The 19,996-nt window shown below is 75.3% G+C and carries 1 protein-coding gene; it reads left to right on the forward strand.

Annotated elements, in window-relative coordinates; all coding sequences use genetic code 11:
• The first annotated feature begins 2 nt into the window (after window positions 1-2).
• A complete protein-coding gene (locus tag ACIRC0_RS33985) occupies window positions 3-19,946 on the forward strand; it encodes a non-ribosomal peptide synthase/polyketide synthase (RefSeq protein WP_403624149.1) in 19,944 nt (6,647 codons plus the stop codon).
• The last annotated feature ends 50 nt before the right edge of the window (window positions 19,947-19,996 follow it).

Raw genomic sequence — 19,996 nt, forward strand, 5'->3', positions numbered from 1 at the left:
CCATGACGTCCTCGAAGCCTTCGAAGCGAGACCGTGCCGAGGCCCTGCCCGAGGAGCTGCGGGAAGCGCTGCGCCGTCGGCTGGCCGGACGGGCGGGCGGCGCCGCCCCCGACGCCCGGCAGGGCATCCCCCGCGCGGACCGCGACCGGCCGCTGCCGCTGTCCTTCGCCCAGCAGCGGCTGTGGTTCCTGGACCGGCTGCGGCCCGGTGACGCCCGCTACAACAGCGCGGTGGCCGTACGGCTCGCCGGCGCGCTCGACCGGGAGGTGCTGGAGCGGGCCCTGGCCGTCGTGGTGGCCCGCCACGAAGCGCTGCGCACCACGTTCGACGAGGCCGACGGCAGGCCGGTGCAGACGGTGCACCCGGCAGGGCCGGTGCCGCTGCCGGTCCGGGACGTCACGGATCTCGACGCGGATCTGCGGACCGAGTACGCCCGCCCGTTCGACCTGGGGCGCGGCCCTCTCCTGCGCGCTCTGCTGCTGCGGGAGTCGGCCACCTCCCACGTCCTGCTGCTGACGGCACATCACATCGTCACCGACGGCTGGTCGATGGGTGTGGTCCTGGACGAGCTGTGCACCGCGTACGACGCCCTCGCCCGGGGTGCGGCCGTGGACCTGCCGCCGGTGGCGGCCCAGTACCCGGACTTCGCGGTGTGGCAGCGCGAGCAGCTCTCCGGGCCCCGTCTGGAGCGTCATCTGGCCTACTGGAAAGAGCGGTTGGCGGGCGCGGTGGCCCCGCAGCTCCCGCTGGACCGGCCGCGCGACGGCGAGGAGGCGGGCGCGGGCGCCGTGCTCACCTTCACCGTTCCGGCGGACCTCACGGCGCGGCTGCGCGGCCTGGCGAGAGAGCGGCACACCACCCTGTACACCGCCCTGGTCGCCGCCACCCAGGCGCTGCTGGCCCGGTGGTCCGGGCAGGAGGACATCAGCGTCGGCTCCCTGACCCCGGGCCGGTCCCGCACCGACCTCGAGCGGGCCGTCGGCTTCTTCGTGAACACCGTGGTGCTGCGCACACCGGTGGAGCCGGCCGGGTCCTTCCGCGACCTGCTGGGCGAGGTGGCCGGTACGGTCAACGGTGCCTTCGCGCACGGTGACACGCCGTTCGAGCGGATCGTGGAGGCCGTGGGCGCCTCCCGCGAGGCCGGCCGCAATCCGCTGTTCGACGTCATGGTGCTGCTGCACCCCGAGCCGCCCGCCGCCACGGCCCCGCGCGGGCTCGCCACCGCCCCGGTCACCGTGCCCCGGCAAGCGGCCACCTTCGACCTGAGTGTGGAGTTCGTGCCGGACGGGGAGGCCCTGACCGGTCTGCTGGAGTACCGCACCGACCTGTTCGAACCGGCCACGGCCGAGCGGATGGCCGACCAGCTGCTCCGGCTGCTTCAGGCCGCAGCCGCCGAACCCGACCGCCCGCTGGGCACGCTGCCCCTGTTGTCCGAGCAGGAGGTGCGGCGGGTCGTCCACGACTGGAACCCGGCCGCCCACGACATCGACGACACCACCTACCCGGAGCTCTTCGAGCGCCGGGCGGCCCAGACCCCCGGCGCCCTCGCCCTCGTCGCCGGAGCCGAACGCCTCGACTACGCCACCCTCAACGCCCGCGCCAACCGGCTCGCCCACCACCTCATCGCCCGCGGCGCCGGCCCCGAACGGCTGGTGGCGCTGCGGCTGCCGCGCACCGCCGACATGATCGTGGCGATCCTCGCCGTGTGGAAGTCCGGGGCGGGCTACCTTCCCCTCGACCCGGCCCTGCCCGAGGAACGCGTCCGCCGTCTGCTGGAGGACGCCCGGCCCTCGCTGGTCGTGGACGAGGCGGTGCTGCGGGCCGTGCCCGCCACCGCTGCGGACACCGACCCGGCCCGTACCGCACCGGACCCGGCACACACCGCGTACGTCATCTACACCTCCGGCTCCACCGGCCGCCCCAAGGGCGTCGCCGTGACCCATCGCTCGGTGGCCGGCCTGCTGGCCGCGCACCGGGCGGGCTTCGTCGCGGACGCGGGCGGCGGCCCGCTGCGGGTGGCCCTGACCGCCTCGTTCTCCTTCGACACCTCCCTCGAGGGCGTGCTGCTGATGGCCGACGGCCATCCGCTGCACCTGGTCGACGAGGTGACCCGGATGGACCCGGCCGCCCTGGTGGAGTACGTCGTCGAGCACCGCGTGGACTTCCTCGACGTGACCCCCTCGTATCTGCGGCAGCTGCTGCCCGCCGGGCTGCTCACCGATCCCCGGCACCGGCCGCGGGTCCTCATGCTGGGCGGCGAGGCCGTCGGCCCCGCCCTGTGGCGGGAGCTGGCCGCGCTCCCGGACGTGGCGGCCTACAACTTCTACGGCCCCACCGAGTGCACGGTCGACGCCCTGGCCTGCCGCATCGAGGCCGCGGACCGCCCGCTGGTGGGCCGTCCGCTGCCCGGTGTACGGGCCTACGTCCTGGACGACCGGCTGCGGCCGGTGCCGCCCGGGGTCGGCGGCGAGCTGTACCTCGCGGGCGGGCAACTGGCCCGGGGTTACGCCGGCCGGCCGGGGCTGACCGCCTCGCGCTTCCTGCCCGACCCGTTCGGCCCGCCGGGGACGCGGATGTACCGCACCGGGGACCTGGCCCGCTGGACCGCCGACGGCCGGCTGGACTACCTGGGACGCGCCGACGACCAGGTCAAGGTGCGCGGCCACCGCATCGAGCCGGGCGAGATCGAGGCCGCCCTGCTGGACCTGCCGGACATCGGGGCGGCGGCGGTCGTAGCCGTCCCCGACGCCCACGGCCACGCCCGGCTGGCCGCCTACGTCGTCCCCGCACCGGGCGCACCGCGGCCCGCCCCCGGGGACCTCCGTGCCGCCCTGCGCCGCGTCCTGCCCGACCACATGGTGCCGTCCTCCTTCACCGCGCTCGACGCGCTGCCGCTGACCACCAGCGGCAAGCTGGACCGCCGCGCCCTGCCCGCCCCCGCCCTCGAAGTCGTCGAACGGCGAGGGGAGTTCATCGCGCCCCGCACTCCGGAAGAAGAGACACTCGCGGGCATCTGGGCCGAGGTGCTCGGCGTGAGCCGTGTCGGCGTCACAGACAACTTCTTCGAACTGGGTGGCGACTCGATCCTGAGCATCCAGGCCGTCTCCCGGGCCCGCGCCGCCGGCCTGCGGATCGGCTCGCAGGACGTCTTCCGCCACCAGACGGTCGCCGACCTGGCCGCCGCCGCTTCCCACCGCACCACCGCCCCGCCCGCGCCCCGGCACCAGTGGGACGACGGACCCGCCCCGCTGACCCCGGTCCAGGAGTGGTTCTTCGCCACTCACGGCCCGCTGCGGCACTTCAGCATGTCGATGCTGCTCCACCTGCCGCACGACCTGGACGAGCGTGCCCTGGAGCAGGCGCTGGGGGCGCTCGTGGACCGGCACCCGGCCCTGCGGGCCCGGTTCACCCGGACGGCAGACACCTGGCGGCAGGAACCCGGAGCGGGCCCGGCCACCGGACCGCTGACCCGCCCCGCCCCCGGGACCCCGCCCACCGAGGCGGCGGACGCCGCCCGCGCGTTGCTGGACCCGAGCACCGGAGCGCTGCTGAGCGCGGCCCTGCTGACCGGCCAGGAGCGCCCCCGGCTGTTCCTGGCCGTCCATCACCTGGCCGTCGACAGCGTCTCCTGGCGCGTACTGCTCGCCGACCTCGAACTCGCCTACCGGCAGGCGGCGGCGGGCGCACCGCCCCGGCTCGACCCCGAGCACACCCCGTTCACCCACTGGGCACGGCAGCTGGCCGAGCGGGTAGGGGCCGGCGACCTGGACGACGATCTGCCGTACTGGACGGCCGAGGCCGCCGTACCGCGCACTCCGCTCCCCGTGGACCTGCCCGGCAGCCCGCTCGCCGGGTCCGTGCGCACCGTACGGACCCGGCTGGACCGCGCCACCACCGAGGCGCTGCTGCGCCGGGTGCCGGGCGTCTACCGCACCCAGGTCAACGACGTGCTGCTGAGCGCGCTGGGCCGGGTGCTCGCGGACTGGGCGGGCGCGGACCGGGTGACCGTCGCGCTGGAGGGCCACGGCCGGGAGGAGCACCTGGTCGAGGGCGTCGATCTGTCGCGCACGGTCGGCTGGTTCACCAGCCAGTATCCCGTCACCCTCGCCCCGGTGGGCCCCGCCTCCGCACCCGACTGGGGGGCGACCCTCAAGGCCGTCAAGGAGCGGCTGCGGGCCGTGCCCCGCCGCGGCCTGAGCTACCAGGCGCTGACCCACCTCGGCTCCCGTGAGGAGGCACGCGCCCTGCGTGACCTGCCGCTGCCCGAGGTGTGCTTCACCTACCACGGCCAGTGGGAGGCTCCCGGCGGGCGAGACTTCGCGCCCGCCGCGGACGTGCCCGGCCGGGACACGGACCCCGGCGCTCGGCTGGACCATCTCCTGGACGTCTCGGCCGCGGTGACCGACGGCGAGCTGGAGATCACCTGGCACTACAGCGACCAGGTGCACCGGGCCGGCACCGTGCGGGAGCTGGCCGACGGCATGGTCCGCGCGCTGGCCGCCATCGCCGAGCACTGCGCCCGCCCCGGCGCCGGTGGCCGCACCCCGTCCGACTTCCCGCTGGCCCACCTGGACCAGGCCGGCGTGGACCGCCTGGTCGGCGACGGCCGGGACGTGGAGGACGTGCTGCCGCTCACCCCGCTGCAGGAGGGCATGCTCTTCCACCGCCTGGTCGGCGGCCCGGACGACGTGTACGTCGATCAGGCGGCACTGCTGCTGGAGGGCGTGAACGACCCGGACGCCCTCGCCGTCGCCTGGCAACGGGTGACCGACCGCACACCCGCGCTGCGCACCTCCGTGGTGTGGGAGGGCGTACCGGTACCGCTCCAAGTCGTGCACCGGGACGTCGACATGCCCGTCACCCGACTGGACTGGCGTGAGCTGGGCCCCGAAGAGCGCGCCGAACGGCTGGCCCGGCTGCGGGCCGACGACCTCGCGCGCGGGCTGGACCTCGGCACGGCCCCCCTGATGCGGCTGACCCTGGTCCGGCTGCCCGACGCCCGGCTGCACCTGCTGTGGACCTCCCACCACCTGATCCTGGACGGCTGGAGCCTGGCCCAGGTGCTCACCGACGTGTTCGCGGAGTACACGGCGCTGACCACCGGCACCGAGGCCCGGCCGCCGCTGCGGCGGCCCTTCGGTGACTACGTGCGCTGGCTGGCCGGCCAGGACGCCGACGCCGCCCGCGGGTACTGGAGGGGCGCCCTGAAAGGGTTCGCCACCCCGACCCCGCTGCCGGTCGACCGCGTGCGGCGGCCCGGGCACGAGACCCGTTCCGCGGGCGTGCACACGGCCGGGCTGCCGCATGAGGTGTCCGCGCGGCTGGCGCGCAGCGCACGGGAGGCCGGGCTGACCCTGGGCACCGTGGTGCAGGGCGCCTGGGCGCTGCTGCTGTCCCGCTACAGCGCCGAACGGGACGTGGTGTTCGGCACCACCGTCTCCGGCCGCCCCGACGACCTGCCCGGCGTCGAGTCGATGGTCGGCATGTTCATCAACACGCTGCCGACGCGCGTCAGGGTTGATCCCGCGCGCACCGCCACCGCCTGGCTGAGGGAGCTGCAGGAGGCACAGGCCGAGGCGCGGCGGTTCGCGACCGTGTCCCTGGCCGAGGTGACCGGCCTGAGCGACGTGCCGTCCGGCGGCGCGCTGTTCGACAGCATGGTCGCCTTCGAGAACTACCCCTTCGACGAGGCGCGTTCGGCCACGTCCGGGATCCGGGTGTCCGACGTGTCCTCGCACGACGCCACCAACTACGCCCTCGTCCTGCGTGCTTATCAGGGCGAGCGGTTCGGCTTCGACCTCGCCTACGACCCCGAGCTGTTCGACGCCACGACCGTACGGGATCTCGCCGGCCGACTCTGCCTGCTGCTCACCGAGTTGGCCGACGACCCGGACCGCCCGCTGCACGCCCTCGCCTGGACCACCGCCGAGGAGCGGCGGCGGATGCCGGCCGAGTGGCACGGCACCGAAGCGGGCCGGCCCACCGAGACCCTGGTGGACCTCTTCGCGGCACAGGCCGCCCGCACCCCGCACGCCGAGGCCGTCACCTGCGGCGACGACCGCCTCGACTACGCCACGCTGGACGCGCGGTCCGGCCGGCTCGCCCACCGGCTCGCCGAACTCGGCGCCGGGCCGGAGAAGTTCGTGGCGCTCGCGCTGCCCCGCTCGACCGACCTGGTCGTGGCCGTCCTCGCCGTGCTCAAGGCCGGCGCCGCCTACCTGCCCCTCGACCCCGGGCTGCCGGCCGAACGCGTCACCCATCTCCTCGCCGACGCCGGGCCGGTGGCCGTGGTGACCACCGCGCAGGCCGCCCCGGACACCACCGCGCCCGTCCTGCTGCTGGACGACCCCGGCGTGCGTGCCGACCTGGCCCGGCGCCCGGTCGGCGGCCCGGCGGACCCGGGTCTGCGCCCGCTGCCCGAGAGCCCCGCCTACGCCATCTACACCTCCGGATCCACCGGCCGCCCCAAGGGTGTCGTCGTCCCGCACGCCAACGTGGTGCGGCTGTTCGCCCGGACCCGGCACTGGTTCGGCTTCGGCCCGGACGACGTGTGGACGCTGTTCCACTCCTACGCCTTCGACTTCTCGGTGTGGGAGCTGTGGGGCCCGCTGCTGCACGGCGGCCGGCTCGTGGTCGTCCCGGACGACACCGCCCGCTCCCCCGAGGAGTTCCTGCGCCTGCTCGCCGACGAACGGGTCACCGTCCTCAACCAGACCCCGTCCGCCTTCTACCCGCTGGTCCGTGCCGACGCCGAACACCCGGAGACCGGCGCCCGGCTGGCGCTGCGCACGGTCGTCTTCGGCGGCGAGGCGCTGGACGTGTCCCGGCTCGCCGACTGGTACGCCCGCCACCCGGACACCGCACCCCGTCTGGTGAACATGTACGGCATCACCGAGACCACCGTGCATGTCACCTACGCCCCGCTGGACCGCACGACCGCCGCCACCGGCATGGGGAGCCCCATCGGCACCGGGATCCCCGACCTGCGCGTGCACGTCCTCGACGACAGGCTCAAGCCCGTACCGCCGGGCGCGATCGGTGAGATGTACGTCTCCGGGGAGGGCCTGGCCCGCGGCTACCTGAACCGGCCCGGCCTGACCGCCGCCCGCTTCGTCGCCGACCCCTTCGGCCGCCCCGGCAGCCGGATGTACCGCACAGGGGACCGGGCCCGTCGGCGGGCGGACGGCACCCTGGAGTACCTGGGCCGCGCCGACCAGCAGGTGAAGATCCGCGGCTACCGCATCGAGCCCGGCGAGATCGAGGCCGCCCTGCACACCCACCCGGGCGTGGGCGCGGCCGCCGTCGGCGTGTACGAGGACACCGCCGGGACCCGCCGGCTGGTCGCCCACGTCGTCGGCACCGGCAGCGGCGACCGGGTGACACCTCCCCCGCCCGCAGCGGAACTCCGCGCCCACCTGCAACGGTTGCTGCCGGCGCACATGGTGCCGGCCGCCTATGTGCCGATGGTGGCGCTGCCGCTCACCGTCAACGGCAAGCTGGACCGGCGCGCCCTGCCCGCGCCCGGTCCGGACGGCTTCGCCACCGACGGCGAGCGCACCGCCCCGCGCACAGCCGCCGAACGGCTGGTCGCCGCGGCCTGGGCGGACGTCCTGGACACCGGCGAGATCGGGGCGCACGACAACTTCTTCGCCCTCGGCGGCGACTCCATCCTGGCCGTGCGGGTCACCTCCCGGCTGCGCGCCGCCTTCGGCACGGACGTGTCGCCCCGGCTGCTGTTCACCCACTCCACGCTGTCCGACCTCGCGGCGGCCCTGGGCGAGCCGCCCGCGGGGGACACCACCGCGGCCGACGCCATTCAGGCCGCCGCCGAGGACGCCCCGGCGCCCCTGTCCTACGCCCAGCAACGCCTGTGGTTCCTGGACCGGTTCGAGCCGGGCAGCACCGAGTACACGACCCTGTCGGTCCTGCGGCTGCGCGGCCCGCTCGACACCGGTGCCCTGCGCACCGCGCTGGACGCACTGGTGGCCCGGCACGAGGCGCTGCGCACGACGTTCGCCGAGCAGGACGGCCAGGCACGCCAGGTCGTCCACTCGCCGGGCCCCGTGGACCTCCCGCTGGAGGACTGCCCGGACGCCGCCGCCCTGGACGCCCTGCTGGAGCGCGAGGCCGCCACCCCCTTCGACCTGACCACCGGGCCACTGCTGCGGGCCCGGCTGGCCCGGCTCACCGCCGACGAGCACGTGCTCGTCCTCGCCGTGCACCACATCGTCACCGATGGCTGGTCCATGGGCGTCCTCGGCCGCGATCTGAGCGAGCTGTACACGGCGGCCCACGACGATCGGCCCCCGGAGCTGCCCGCCCTGCCCGTGCGCTACACCGACTACGCAGCCTGGCAGCGCTCCCGCGCCGACCGCGCGGAGGCCGACCTCGCTCACTGGCGCAGAGCCCTGGACGGCGTCACCCCGCTGGAGCTGCCCACCGACCGGCCGCGCCCGGCCGTCCGCACCCGCGACGGAGCCCTGGTGACCTTCACCCTGCCCACCGCGCTCACCGAACGGCTGCGCGCACGCGGCCGTGAGGCGGACGCCACCCTGTACATGACCCTGGTGACCGCCTGTCAGGTACTGCTCGCCCGCTGGGCCGGTCAGGAGGACGTCACCGTCGGCACCGTCACCGCCGGCCGCGAGCGACCGGAACTGCACGACGTGGTCGGCATGTTCGTCAACACGCTCGTGCTGCGTGCCCGGGTGCGCCCCCGGTTGCCGTTCCGCGAGCTGCTGGCCGAGGTGCGCACCACCGTCCTGGAGGCCTTCGCCCACCAGGAGGTTCCCTTCGAGCGCGTGGTGGACGCGGTGCAGCCCGAGCGGGACACCAGCCGCACGCCGCTGTTCCAGGTCATGGTCGCCCTGCACAACCTGGGCGCGGAGGCTCCCCGGCTGCCGGGTCTGCAGGTGGAACCCGTGACTGTGCCGGTCCGCAACGCCACCTTCGACCTCGCCTTCGACTTCGTCGAGCGCGACGGTGGTCTCACCGGCCACCTGGAGTACAACACCCGGCTGTTCGACGCCGACACCGCCGAACGCCTTGCCGACCGGCTGCGGATCCTGCTGGAGGCCGTCGCCGAGGACGACTGGCGTGCCGTCGGCGCGCTGCCGCTGATGAGCGACGGCGAGCGGAGCCAGGTGCTGCGGCAGGGCGAAGGCGTCCGGCTTCCCGAGCCGGACGCCACCTTCCCCGCCCTGTTCGAGGCACAGGCCGCCCGGACCCCGCACCGCACGGCCCTCGCGGCCCGGGACGCCACCTTGGACTACGCCACGCTGAACGGCCGGGCCAACCGGCTCGCCCACCACCTCATCGCGCTCGGGGCCGGTCCCGAACACATCGTCGCGGCACGGCTGCCGCGCACGTCCGAGCTGGTGGTGGCGCTGCTCGCGGTCCTCAAGGCGGGTGCGACCCTCCTCTGCCTCGATCCCGCGCTTCCCGAGGAGCGCGTCCGTCTGCTGCTGGACGACGCCCGGCCGCACACGCTGCTGACCGGCCTCGGCGAGGTGCCCTGGGACCGGCTGCCCGCCCACGACCCGACCGATGCCGACCGGCACCGGCCGCTGCTGCCGCAGCACACCGCCTATGTCGTCTACACCTCCGGCTCCACCGGCCGCCCCAAGGGCGTCGCCGTCGAGCACCGGCAGCTGGTCAACCTCTGCCACGACCACCGCGCCGGCCTGCTCGCCCCGCACACCGCCGACGGGCGGCGGCTGCGGGCCGCGCTCAGCGCCTCCTTCTCCTTCGACACCTCCTGGGAAGGGCCACTGCTGCTCGCGCTCGGCCACGAGGTGCACCTGATCGACGAGGACGCCCGCCTGGACCCGGAGGCGTTCTGCGCCCGGGTCGCCGAACACCGGCTGGACCTGGTCAACGTCACCCCGTCCTTCCTGCGCGAACTCCTCACCGCCGGACTGCTCGCCCCCGGCCGCCACCACCCGCGCCTGCTGCTCGTCGGCGGCGAGGCCGTGCCCACCGCCACCTGGCGGCGACTCGCCGCCGCGGAACGGGAGCTGGGCGTCGCCGTGTACAACATGTACGGGCCCACCGAGTGCACCGTGGACGCCGTCTACGGCCGCGTCACGCAGGGCCCCGGCCGGCCGGTCATCGGCCGCCCCGGTGGCAACCTGCGGGCCTACGTCCTCGACGGCGCCCTGCGCCCGGTGCCGCCCGGGGTGCCCGGCGAGCTGTACCTGGCCGGGGCGCAGCTGGCCCGGGGCTACCTGAACCGGCCCGGCCTGACCGCCACCCGCTTCCTCGCCGACCCGCTCGGGGCGCCGGGGGAACGGATGTACCGCACCGGCGACCGGGCCCGCTGGGGCCGCGACGGGCTGCTGGAGTTCCTGGGCCGGGTCGACGAGCAGGTGAAGATCCGCGGGTTCCGCATCGAGCCCGGCGAGGTGGAGGCGGCCCTCCTCGCCCAGCCGGACGTCGCCGACGCCGCGGTCGCCGCCCGCGAACAGGCGGGCCGCCTCATGCTGGTCGCCTATGCGGTGCCGGCCGGTGACACGGTGCTGTCGGCCGACGCCCTCCGGGTGGCGCTGCGGCGGACCCTGCCGGACCACATGGTGCCCGCCGCGTTCGTACCACTGGCCCGCATTCCGCGTACCAGCAGCGGCAAGACCGACCGGCGCGCGCTGCCCGCGCCGCCCGCCCAGCCGGACAGCGGCACCCCGTACGTGGCCCCGCGGCCCGGCACACAGGCACGCCTCGCCGCCATCTGGGCCGAGGTGCTCGGCGTCGAACGGATCGGCGCCGACGACAACTTCTTCGCGCTCGGCGGCGACTCCATCCTCAGCATCCAGATCGTCTCCCGCGCCCGCCAGGCCGGACTCGCCCTCACCACGAAGGACGTCTTCCGCCATCAGACGGTCGCCGAACTCGCCCTGCGCGCCGGCGAGTCCGCTCCCCCTCCGGCGACCACCGGCGACACTCCGCCCGGGGAGGCACCGCTCACCCCCATCCAGCACTGGTACCTCGACGGGCGGGCCCCCGGGGAGCGGCTGCGCTTCACCATGACCCAGCGCCTCGAACTGGCCCCGGGCACCGACCCGTCGGCCCTGCAGCGGGCCGCCGACACGCTCGTACGCCATCACGCGGCCCTGCGCACCCGGTTCCGGCACGCCGACGGCGGCTGGCGTCAGGAGGTCCTGGCCGAGGCGCCGGACACCGTCTTCACCCGCCACGAGGTGTCCGGGCTGGACGCAACGAACCTGGAGGCGGAGGTTCAGCGGACCACGGACGAGGCGCAGGCCGCCCTCGATCCCACCGAGGGGCGGGTCGCCCGCCTCCTGTTCTTCGACCGGGGCCCGCACCAGGCGGGACAACTCGTCGTGACCGCCCACCACCTGGTCGTCGACGGCGTCTCCTGGCGCATCCTGCTCGCGGACCTGGAGACCGCGTACCGGGCGGCCGCAGCCGGACGGCCCGCGGAACTGCCCCCCGCGAGCACGTCCTACGGCCACTGGGCCGCCCGGCTCGAGGAGCACACCCGCTCCGGTGGCCTCGACGCCGACCTGCCGTACTGGACGGACGCCGCGAAGGCCCCCGCGGGCCTGCCCGCCGGCCGCCCCGGCCGCAACACCCACGGCACCGCCGCGACCGTCACCGTCACCCTGGACGCGGAGACGACCGACGCCCTGCTGCGCAGGGTTCCCGAGGTCTACCGCACCCAGGTCAACGATGTCCTGCTCAGCGCTCTCGGCCGCACCCTGTCCCGCTGGTGCGGGCGGGAGACCGTGCTGATCGGCATGGAGGGGCACGGCCGGGAGGAGCTCTTCCCGGATGTGGACCTGTCGCGGACCGTGGGCTGGTTCACCGCCGAGTTCCCCCTCGCCCTGCGCGTCGATCCCGACGCCGGCTGGCACCACACGCTCCGCTCGGTCAAGGAGCAGCTGCGTGCGGTGCCGCTGCACGGCCTCGGCCACGGCGCCCTGCGCCACCTGCTGCCCGGCAGCCGGCTCGCCGGCGACCCGGCCCCCCAGGTCGGGTTCAACTACCACGGGCAGTGGGACACGGGCGGCACCGAGGCCGGCGGGCTCCTGCGCGGCTCCCTGCCCCCGGCGGGCCGCGACACCGACCCGGACGAACCCCGCCCCTACCTCCTGGACATCACCGGCGTGGTTCAGCAGGGGCGGCTGGAACTCGGCTGGACGTATCCGGAGGACGTCTACGACCAGGCGACCGTCCGGGAGTTGGCCGAGGAGACGGCCGGGGCCCTGCGGGACCTCGTGGCCCACTGCGCCCGCCCCGGCGCCGGTGGCCGGACCCCGTCCGACTTCCCCCTAGCCGGCCTCGGCCAGGAGCAGCTCGACCGGCTCATAGGCGACGGCCGGCACGTCGAGGACGTCCTGCCGCTCACCGCGCTGCAGTCCGGCATGCTCTTCCACGGGCTCGTCGACACCGAGGGCGCCTACTTCGACCGCACGGCGGTACGGCTGTCCGGTGTCGCCGACCCGCACGCGTTCGCCGCGGCCTGGCAGGAGGTCGCCGACCGTACCCCGGCGCTGCGCACCAGCGTGCACTGGCGGAACCTGCCGCACCCGGTCCAGGTGGTCCACCGCCGTGCCGAGCTGCCCGTCACCCACCTGGACTGGCGCGCCCAGACCCCGCAGCAGCGGGCCGAGGCGACCGAGCGGCTGCTGGCCGAGGACCGCGCGGCGGGCATGGACCTCACCACCGCACCGCTCACCCGTCTCACCCTGGCCGCCCTGCCCGGCGACGAGGTGCTGCTGCTGTGGTCCACCCACCACATCGCCCTGGACGGCTGGAGCACCGGGCAGTTGCTCACCGAGGTCTGCGAACGCTACGCCGCGCTGACCGGGGGACCCGACTCCCCTCCCCCGGCACGCAGGCCCTTCGCGGACTTCCTGCACTGGTTGCGCGACCAGGACACCGCGGCAGCCGAGAACTACTGGGCCGACACCCTGGCCGGGTTCACCGTCCGCACCCCGCTGCCGTACGACCGCACACCCGCCGAGGCCCACCGCGCCCGGTCCTCGGCGGCCGTCCACCGCGAGCTGGACGAGCAGGTCTCGCGACGGCTGCGCCGGACGGCCGCGGGCACCGGACTCACCGTCAACACCTTGGTGGAAGCCGCGTGGGCGCTGCTGCTGGCCCGTTACGGCGGCCGGGACGACGTCGTGTTCGGTACCACGGTCTCCGGCCGCCCCGCCGAAGTGCCCGGCGTCGAAGGCATGATCGGCATGTTCATCAACACCGTGCCGGCCCGCGTCCGCATTCCCCGCGGTGCCGTGCTGCCCTGGCTGCGTGGTCTGCAGGAGCAGCGGAGCGACGCCCGACGCCACGACTTCCTCGCTCTGCCCCGTATCCAGGCCGTCAGCGACGTCCCGTCCGGCGAGCCGCTGTTCGACAGCATGCTGGTGTTCGAGAACTACCCCGTGGACGAGTCGGCCACGGCCCGCACCGGCGTCCGCGTCGAAGAGGTGCGCGCCGACGACGCCGCCACCTTCCCCTGGTGCCTGCGCGCGCACCTCGGTGAACGGCTCGGCCTCGACCTGGCCTACGACCCCGCCCTGTTCGACGGGGAAACCGTGGAACAGGCCGCGGACCGGCTGGCCGCCCTGCTCACCGCCCTCGCAGACGGCATCGACGCTGACGTGGACGACCTCGATCCGCTGACGGCGGCCGACCGGGAGCTGCTGGCGGCCTGGAACACCACCGCCCGCCGGGTGGCCCCGCGCAGCCCGGTGGACCTGTTCGCCGAGCAGGCCCGCCGGACCCCGGAGGCGATCGCGGTGTGCGACGGCGAGCGGGAACTGACCTACCGCCAGCTCGCCGACTGGTCCGGTCGGCTGGCCGCCCGGCTGCTCGCCGACGGCCTCGCGGCGGAGGACCGCGTCGCCCTGCTGATGGACCGCTCCGCCGAACTGGTCGTCGCCCAGCTCGCGGTCCTCGTCGCCGGCGGCGCCTACCTCCCCGTCGACACCCGGGCCCCGGAAGAACGCCGCCGGGCCCTCCGCGCGCAGGCGGGCGCCACGCTCCGCCTCACCGCGGCCGACGTCACCGCCGCGCGCACCGCCGCGCCGAGGCCTGTCGCTTCGGCGGCCGACCCGGATCGGCTGGCCTACGTGATGTTCACCTCCGGATCCACCGGCCGGCCCAAGGCGGTGGGCGTACGGCACCGCGACATCGCCGCGCTCGCCACCGACAGCCGCTTCGCCGGCGGCGTGTGCGCGCGGGTGCTGCTGCACTCGCCGGTGGCCTTCGACGCCGCCACCTTCGAGGTGTGGGCACCGCTGCTCACCGGAGGCTGTGTCGTCGTGGCGACCGGCCGGAGCGTGGACGCGGCCCTGCTGCGGCGGCTGGCGGCCGACGGCGGGCTGACGGCGCTGTGGCTGACCGCCGGTCTGTTCCGGCTGCTCGCCCAGGACGCGCCGGACTGTTTCCGGGGCCTTCGCCAGGTGTGGACCGGCGGTGACGTCGTGCCCGCCCAGGCGGTGCGCCGGGTGCTGGCCGCCTGCCCCGGCCTGACCGTGGTGGACGGCTACGGGCCCACCGAGACCACGACCTTCGCGACGTCCTTCGCCCTCGGCGACCCGGCGACGGTGCCCGGCACCGTGCCCATCGGCCATCCGCTGGACGACATGCGCGTCCACGTCCTCGACACCCGGCTCAGGACCGTACCGCCGGGCTGCGCGGGCGAGCTGTACATCGCCGGCGAGGGCGTGGCACGCGGCTATCTCGGGCGCCCCGGCGACACTGCGGCCCGCTTCCTCGCCGACCCCTTCGGGCCGCCCGGCACCCGGATGTACCGCACCGGCGACCTGGCCCGGCGGCGGCCGGACGGCGCAGTGGAGTTCCTGGGACGTGCCGACGACCAGGTGAAGATCCGCGGGTTCCGGGTCGAGCCCGGCGAGGCCGAGGCCGCGCTCGCGGCCCACCCGGACGTCGTGGACGTGGCCGTGCTGGCGCGCGAGGGCCGGCCGGGTGTCAAGCGGCTCGTGGCCTACGTGGTCGGTCCGGCCGGCGACGACCCCGACGAGCTGCGGGACTTCGCCGCCCGCGTCCTGCCCGACTACCTGGCCCCCGCCGTCTTCGTACGGCTGGACGCCCTGCCGCTGAGCGGGAACGGCAAGGTCGACCGGGCGGCCCTGCCGGTGCCGCAGACCCTGGACGGGCGGGAGCGCGTCGAGCCCCGCACCGAGACCGAGCGCCGTACCGCCGAGGTGTTCGGCGACGTCCTGGGCATTGAACCGCCCGGCGTGGAGGACGACTTCTTCGGTCTGGGCGGAGACTCCATCCTCAGCATCCGGCTCGCCTCGCGCCTCGCCGAGGCCTTCGGCGCCGATCTCTCGCCGCGCGCGGTGTTCACCCATCCCACACCGGCCGGCCTGGCGAGCCTGCTCACGGAGCAGCAGGCCGGCGGACGCCCGCCGATCGTCCCGGTCGCCCGGGACGCGGTCGCGCCGATGTCGTACGCCCAGCAACGCCTGTGGTTCCTGGAGGAGTTCGCGCCCGGGGGCGCCGAGTACGTCACCGCGCTCGCCCTGCGTCTGCGCGGCACCCTGGACGCCGGCGCGCTCCGCGCGGCGCTCGACGCCCTGGACGCGCGGCACGAGTCGCTGCGCACCACCTTCGACAGCGTGGACGGTCGCGGGGTGCAGATCGTCCACCCGCCCCGCGAGGTGCGCCTGCCGTTGCACGACCTGTCCCACCTTCCGCCCGGGGAGGGCGAGCTGGCGCTGCGCCGGCTGCTCGCCGAGGAACGCAGCCGTCCGTTCGACCTGCGCCAGGGGCCACTGCTGCGCGCGGGCCTGGTCCGGCTGGCCGAGGACGAGCACGTCCTGACGCTCACCCTGCACCACATCGTCACCGACGGCTGGTCGACCTCAGTGCTGGTCGGCGACCTGGCCCACCTCTACCGCGCAGAACTGGGCTGCGAGAGCGAGGAGTTGCCGCCACTGCCGGTCCAGTACGCCGACTACGCGCACTGGCAGCGCACGGCTGGGGGCACCGGCACGGACGAGCAACTCGCGTACTGGAAGGAGACGCTGGCGGACATCGAGCCGCTCGAGCTGCCCACCGACCGGCCCCGGCCGCCGGTGCGCACCAGCAACGGGGCGAGCACCCGGCTGCTGGTGCCCGCCCGGACCGCCCGGCGTCTGAACCGGCTGGCCCGGAGCCGGGGCACCACCCTGTTCACCACGCTCGTCGCCGCCGCACAGGCTTACCTGGCCCGGCTGTCGGGCGGACAGGACATCGCCGTCGGCACCGTCACCTCCGGCCGCGACCGGGCCGAGACCCAGGCCCTCGTCGGGTTCTTCGTCAACACCCTGGTGCTGCGCTCCCGGATCGAGGCCGAGCGGTCCTTCGCGGAGTTCCTCTCCGGGGTGCGGCAGACCGTCCTGGACGCGTTCGCCCACCAGGACGTGCCGTTCGAGCGGGTGGTGGACGAGGTGCAGCCGGTCCGGGACACCAGCCGCAGCCCGCTCTTCCAGGTCATGGTCGTCCTGCAGAACACCCCGGCCGCCCGCCTGGACCTGCCCGGTCTCGAGGTCGACGACGTGGAACCCGACTCCGGCCAGGCGGCCTTCGACCTCACCCTGGAGTTCGCCGAGACCGGCAGCGGAGCGCTGCACGGCCTGATCACCTACAACACCGACCTGTTCGACCCGGCCACGGCCGAGCGGATGGCCGGCCAGCTCGGCACCCTGCTGACCGCCGTCGCCGAGGACCCCGACCGCCCCCTCGGCGCCCTGCCGCTGACCGGCGACGACGAACGGAAGGCACTGCTGGACCAGGGACTCGGCACCTTCCGCCCGGTGCCCGAGGCCGCCCTGCCCGATCTGTTCCAGCGGCAGGCGGCCCGTACCCCGGACGCGGTGGCGCTCGTGGACGGCGACCGGGAGCTGACCTACGCCGAGCTGGACCGGGCGGCCAACCGGCTTGCGCACCGGCTCATCGGGGAGGGTGTCGGGCCGGAGCGGGTCGTGGCCCTCGCCCTGCCCCGCTCCGCGGCCACGGTGGTGGCCCAGCTAGCCGTCGCCAAGGCCGGCGGTGCCTTCCTGCCGGTGGACCCCGACTACCCCGCGCAGCGCAGGGAGTTCATGATCCGGGACGCGGGTGCCCACCTGATCCTGGACGACCCGGCCGGGGTGTGGGCCGCGGAGGGCTCCGAGACAGCCCCCACGGACGCCGACCGTACCACTGCACTGGTACCCGCCCACCCGGCTTACGTGATCTACACCTCCGGCTCGACCGGCACGCCCAAGGGCGTGGTGGTGACCCACCGGGGCATCGCCTCCTTCGCCGCGGCCGCCGCCGAGCGCTATGCCGCGGGCCCCGGCGACCGGGTGCTGCAGTTCGCCTCGCCCAGCTTCGACGCCTCCGTACTGGAGCTGTGCGTCTCCCTGCTCAGCGGGGCCGCCCTGGTCACGGGTGAGGAGGGTCCGCTGGTCGGCGATCGGCTGGCCGAGGTGCTCGCCGGACGCGGCATCAGCCACGCGCTGATCCCGCCGGCCGCGCTGGCCACCGTGCCGCCGGAGAAGGCCGGCGCCCTGCCCGGGCTGCGCACCCTGATCGTCGGCGCCGAGGCTTGCCCGGCCGACCTGGTCGAGACGTGGGCACCCGGACGCCGGATGGTCAACTCCTACGGGCCCACCGAGGCCACAGTGGTCGCCGCCTGGACCGGCCCGCTGGCCCCGGGGACCGGAGCCCCGCCCATCGGCCGCCCCTCCGGCTCCACTCGGGCGTACATCCTGGACGCCGCGCTGCGCCCCGTCCCGCCCGGGGTGACCGGGGAGCTGTACGTGGCGGGCCCCGGCCTCGCCCGCGGCTACCTGGGCCGGCCCGGACTCACCGCCCGGCGGTTCCTCGCCGACCCGTTCGGCGCGCCCGGGGAGCGGATGTACCGCACCGGCGACCTGGCGCGCTGGAGCACCGACGGACAGCTCCGGTTCGCGGGACGCGCCGACGACCAGGTGAAGCTGCGCGGCTTCCGCATCGAACCCGGTGAGATCGAGAGCGCCTTGCGTCGCAGCCCGCTGGTGCGGGACGCGGCCGTGGTCGTACGGGCGGACGCCCCGGCGGAGGGCGCGCCCACCGGGCCCGCCCGGCTCGTGGCCTACGTCGTACCGGCGGACCCGGCCGCCGTGCCGGTGGAACACGGGAGCGGCGAGCAGCCGCCGCGATCCATCGCGTCCGGCGAAGCACAGGCCCTGTCCGTCGCCGAACTCCGGCAGCATCTTGCCGAGTCGCTGCCGCCGCACATGGTGCCGCAGGTCTTCGTGCCGCTGCCGCGGCTGCCGCTCACCCCGAACGGCAAGACCGACCGGCGCGCCCTGCCCGCCCCCGGACCCGCCCAGGCGGCCGACGGGCCGCGCACCGCACCGCGCACCGACACCGAGCGGCGCATCGCCCGCGTCTGGTCCGACGTGCTGGGCGTCGACGACATCGGCGTGGACGACAACTTCTTCGACCTCGGCGGCGACTCCATCCTGAGCATGCAGGTCGTCTCACGACTGCGCCGGGACGGACTGCACCTGGCCACCCGGGACCTGTTCACCCACCAGACCGTGGCGGAACTCGCCACCGTCGTCCGCGACACGCCGCAGGGTTCCGGGAACGGGCCGGTGACCGGCGATGTACCGCTCACCCCGATCCAGGAGTGGTTCCTGACCACCCCGCGCGCCGCCCACCACCACTTCAACCAGTCGGCGCTGCTCGAACTCGACGGCACCCCCGACCTGGCGGCGCTGCGGACCGCGCTCGACGCCCTGCTGGACCACCACGACGCCCTGCGGATGCGGTTCACCCGGGACGACGACGGCTGGCGGCAGTTCAATCCGCCCCCCGCGGGCACCTACCACGTACTCGTGCACCACGACCTGGCGGGCGTCTCCTCCGAGGACACCGCCGCGGCCATGGAGAAGGCCGCCGACGACCTGCACGCCGGATTCGACCTGGCCCGCGGGCCGCAGCTGCGCGCGGCGCTGTTCACCGCCGGCCCGGACCGGCCGGCGTTCCTCCTCCTCGTCGCCCACCACCTGGTCGTCGACGCCGTCTCCTGGCGCATCCTGCGCGACGACCTGGAGACGGCCTACCGGCAGGCCGCCGACGGCGGCACGGTCACGCTCGGGGAGCGGAGCACCAGCTTCCGCGCCTGGTCCCGGAAGCTGGCGGCTCACGTCGCCGACGGCGGCCTCGACCACGAACTCCCCTACTGGGAGGAGGCCGTGCGCGCCCAGCCCGCACCCGCCGACGCGACGCCGGACGCCGAGGCGGCACAGACCGCCGTGGTGAGCGTGGAAGTCGGCGAGGACGACACCGAGGCCCTGCTGCGCGCCGCCCCGGCGGCGTACCGCACCCGGGTCAACGACGTGCTGCTGGCCGCGCTCGCCCTGGCGCTGGCCCGCTGGACCGGACACGACCGGGTCCGGCTGGACCTCGAGGGCCACGGTCGCGAGGACCTGCTGGACGGTGTCGACCTCTCCCGCACCGTCGGCTGGTTCACGACCGTGCACCCGGTCGCCCTCCAGGTGCCCGACCCCGGTGACCTCGGTCCCGGCCGGGACTGGCGGTCCCTGGTGAAATCGGTGCGCCGGCAACTGCGCGCGGTGCCCGGCAACGGCATCGGCTTCGGCGCCCTGCGCACCTTCGGCCCGCCCGAGGTCCGCGACCGCCTCGGTGCCGGCGCACACGGGCAGGTGGTCTTCAACTACCTCGGCCAGTGGGACGCGCGCCTCGAGACCACGGCCGGCGGCCTGGTCCGCGCCGAGCACGGCTCCTTCGGACAGGACCACGACCCGCGTGACCCCGGCTCCCACCTGGTGGAGGTGGTGGGCGCGGTGCAGCACGGCCGGCTCGCCTTCACCTGGCACCACCGGCCGGCCATCCACGACACCGCGACCGTGCGGCGCGTTGCCGACGAGTTCGCCGAGGCCCTGCGGCACATCGCCCGCCACGCCCGGGGAAGCCGGTGACGAACCACCGAACCCGCGAGGCCCGCCGGGCCCCAACGGCCCGGCACGGC

Origin of the sequence: Streptomyces sp. NPDC093984 (genome assembly GCF_044764595.1) — a bacterium.
In the GTDB taxonomy this organism is placed as follows: Bacteria; Actinomycetota; Actinomycetes; order Streptomycetales; family Streptomycetaceae; genus Streptomyces; species Streptomyces cynarae.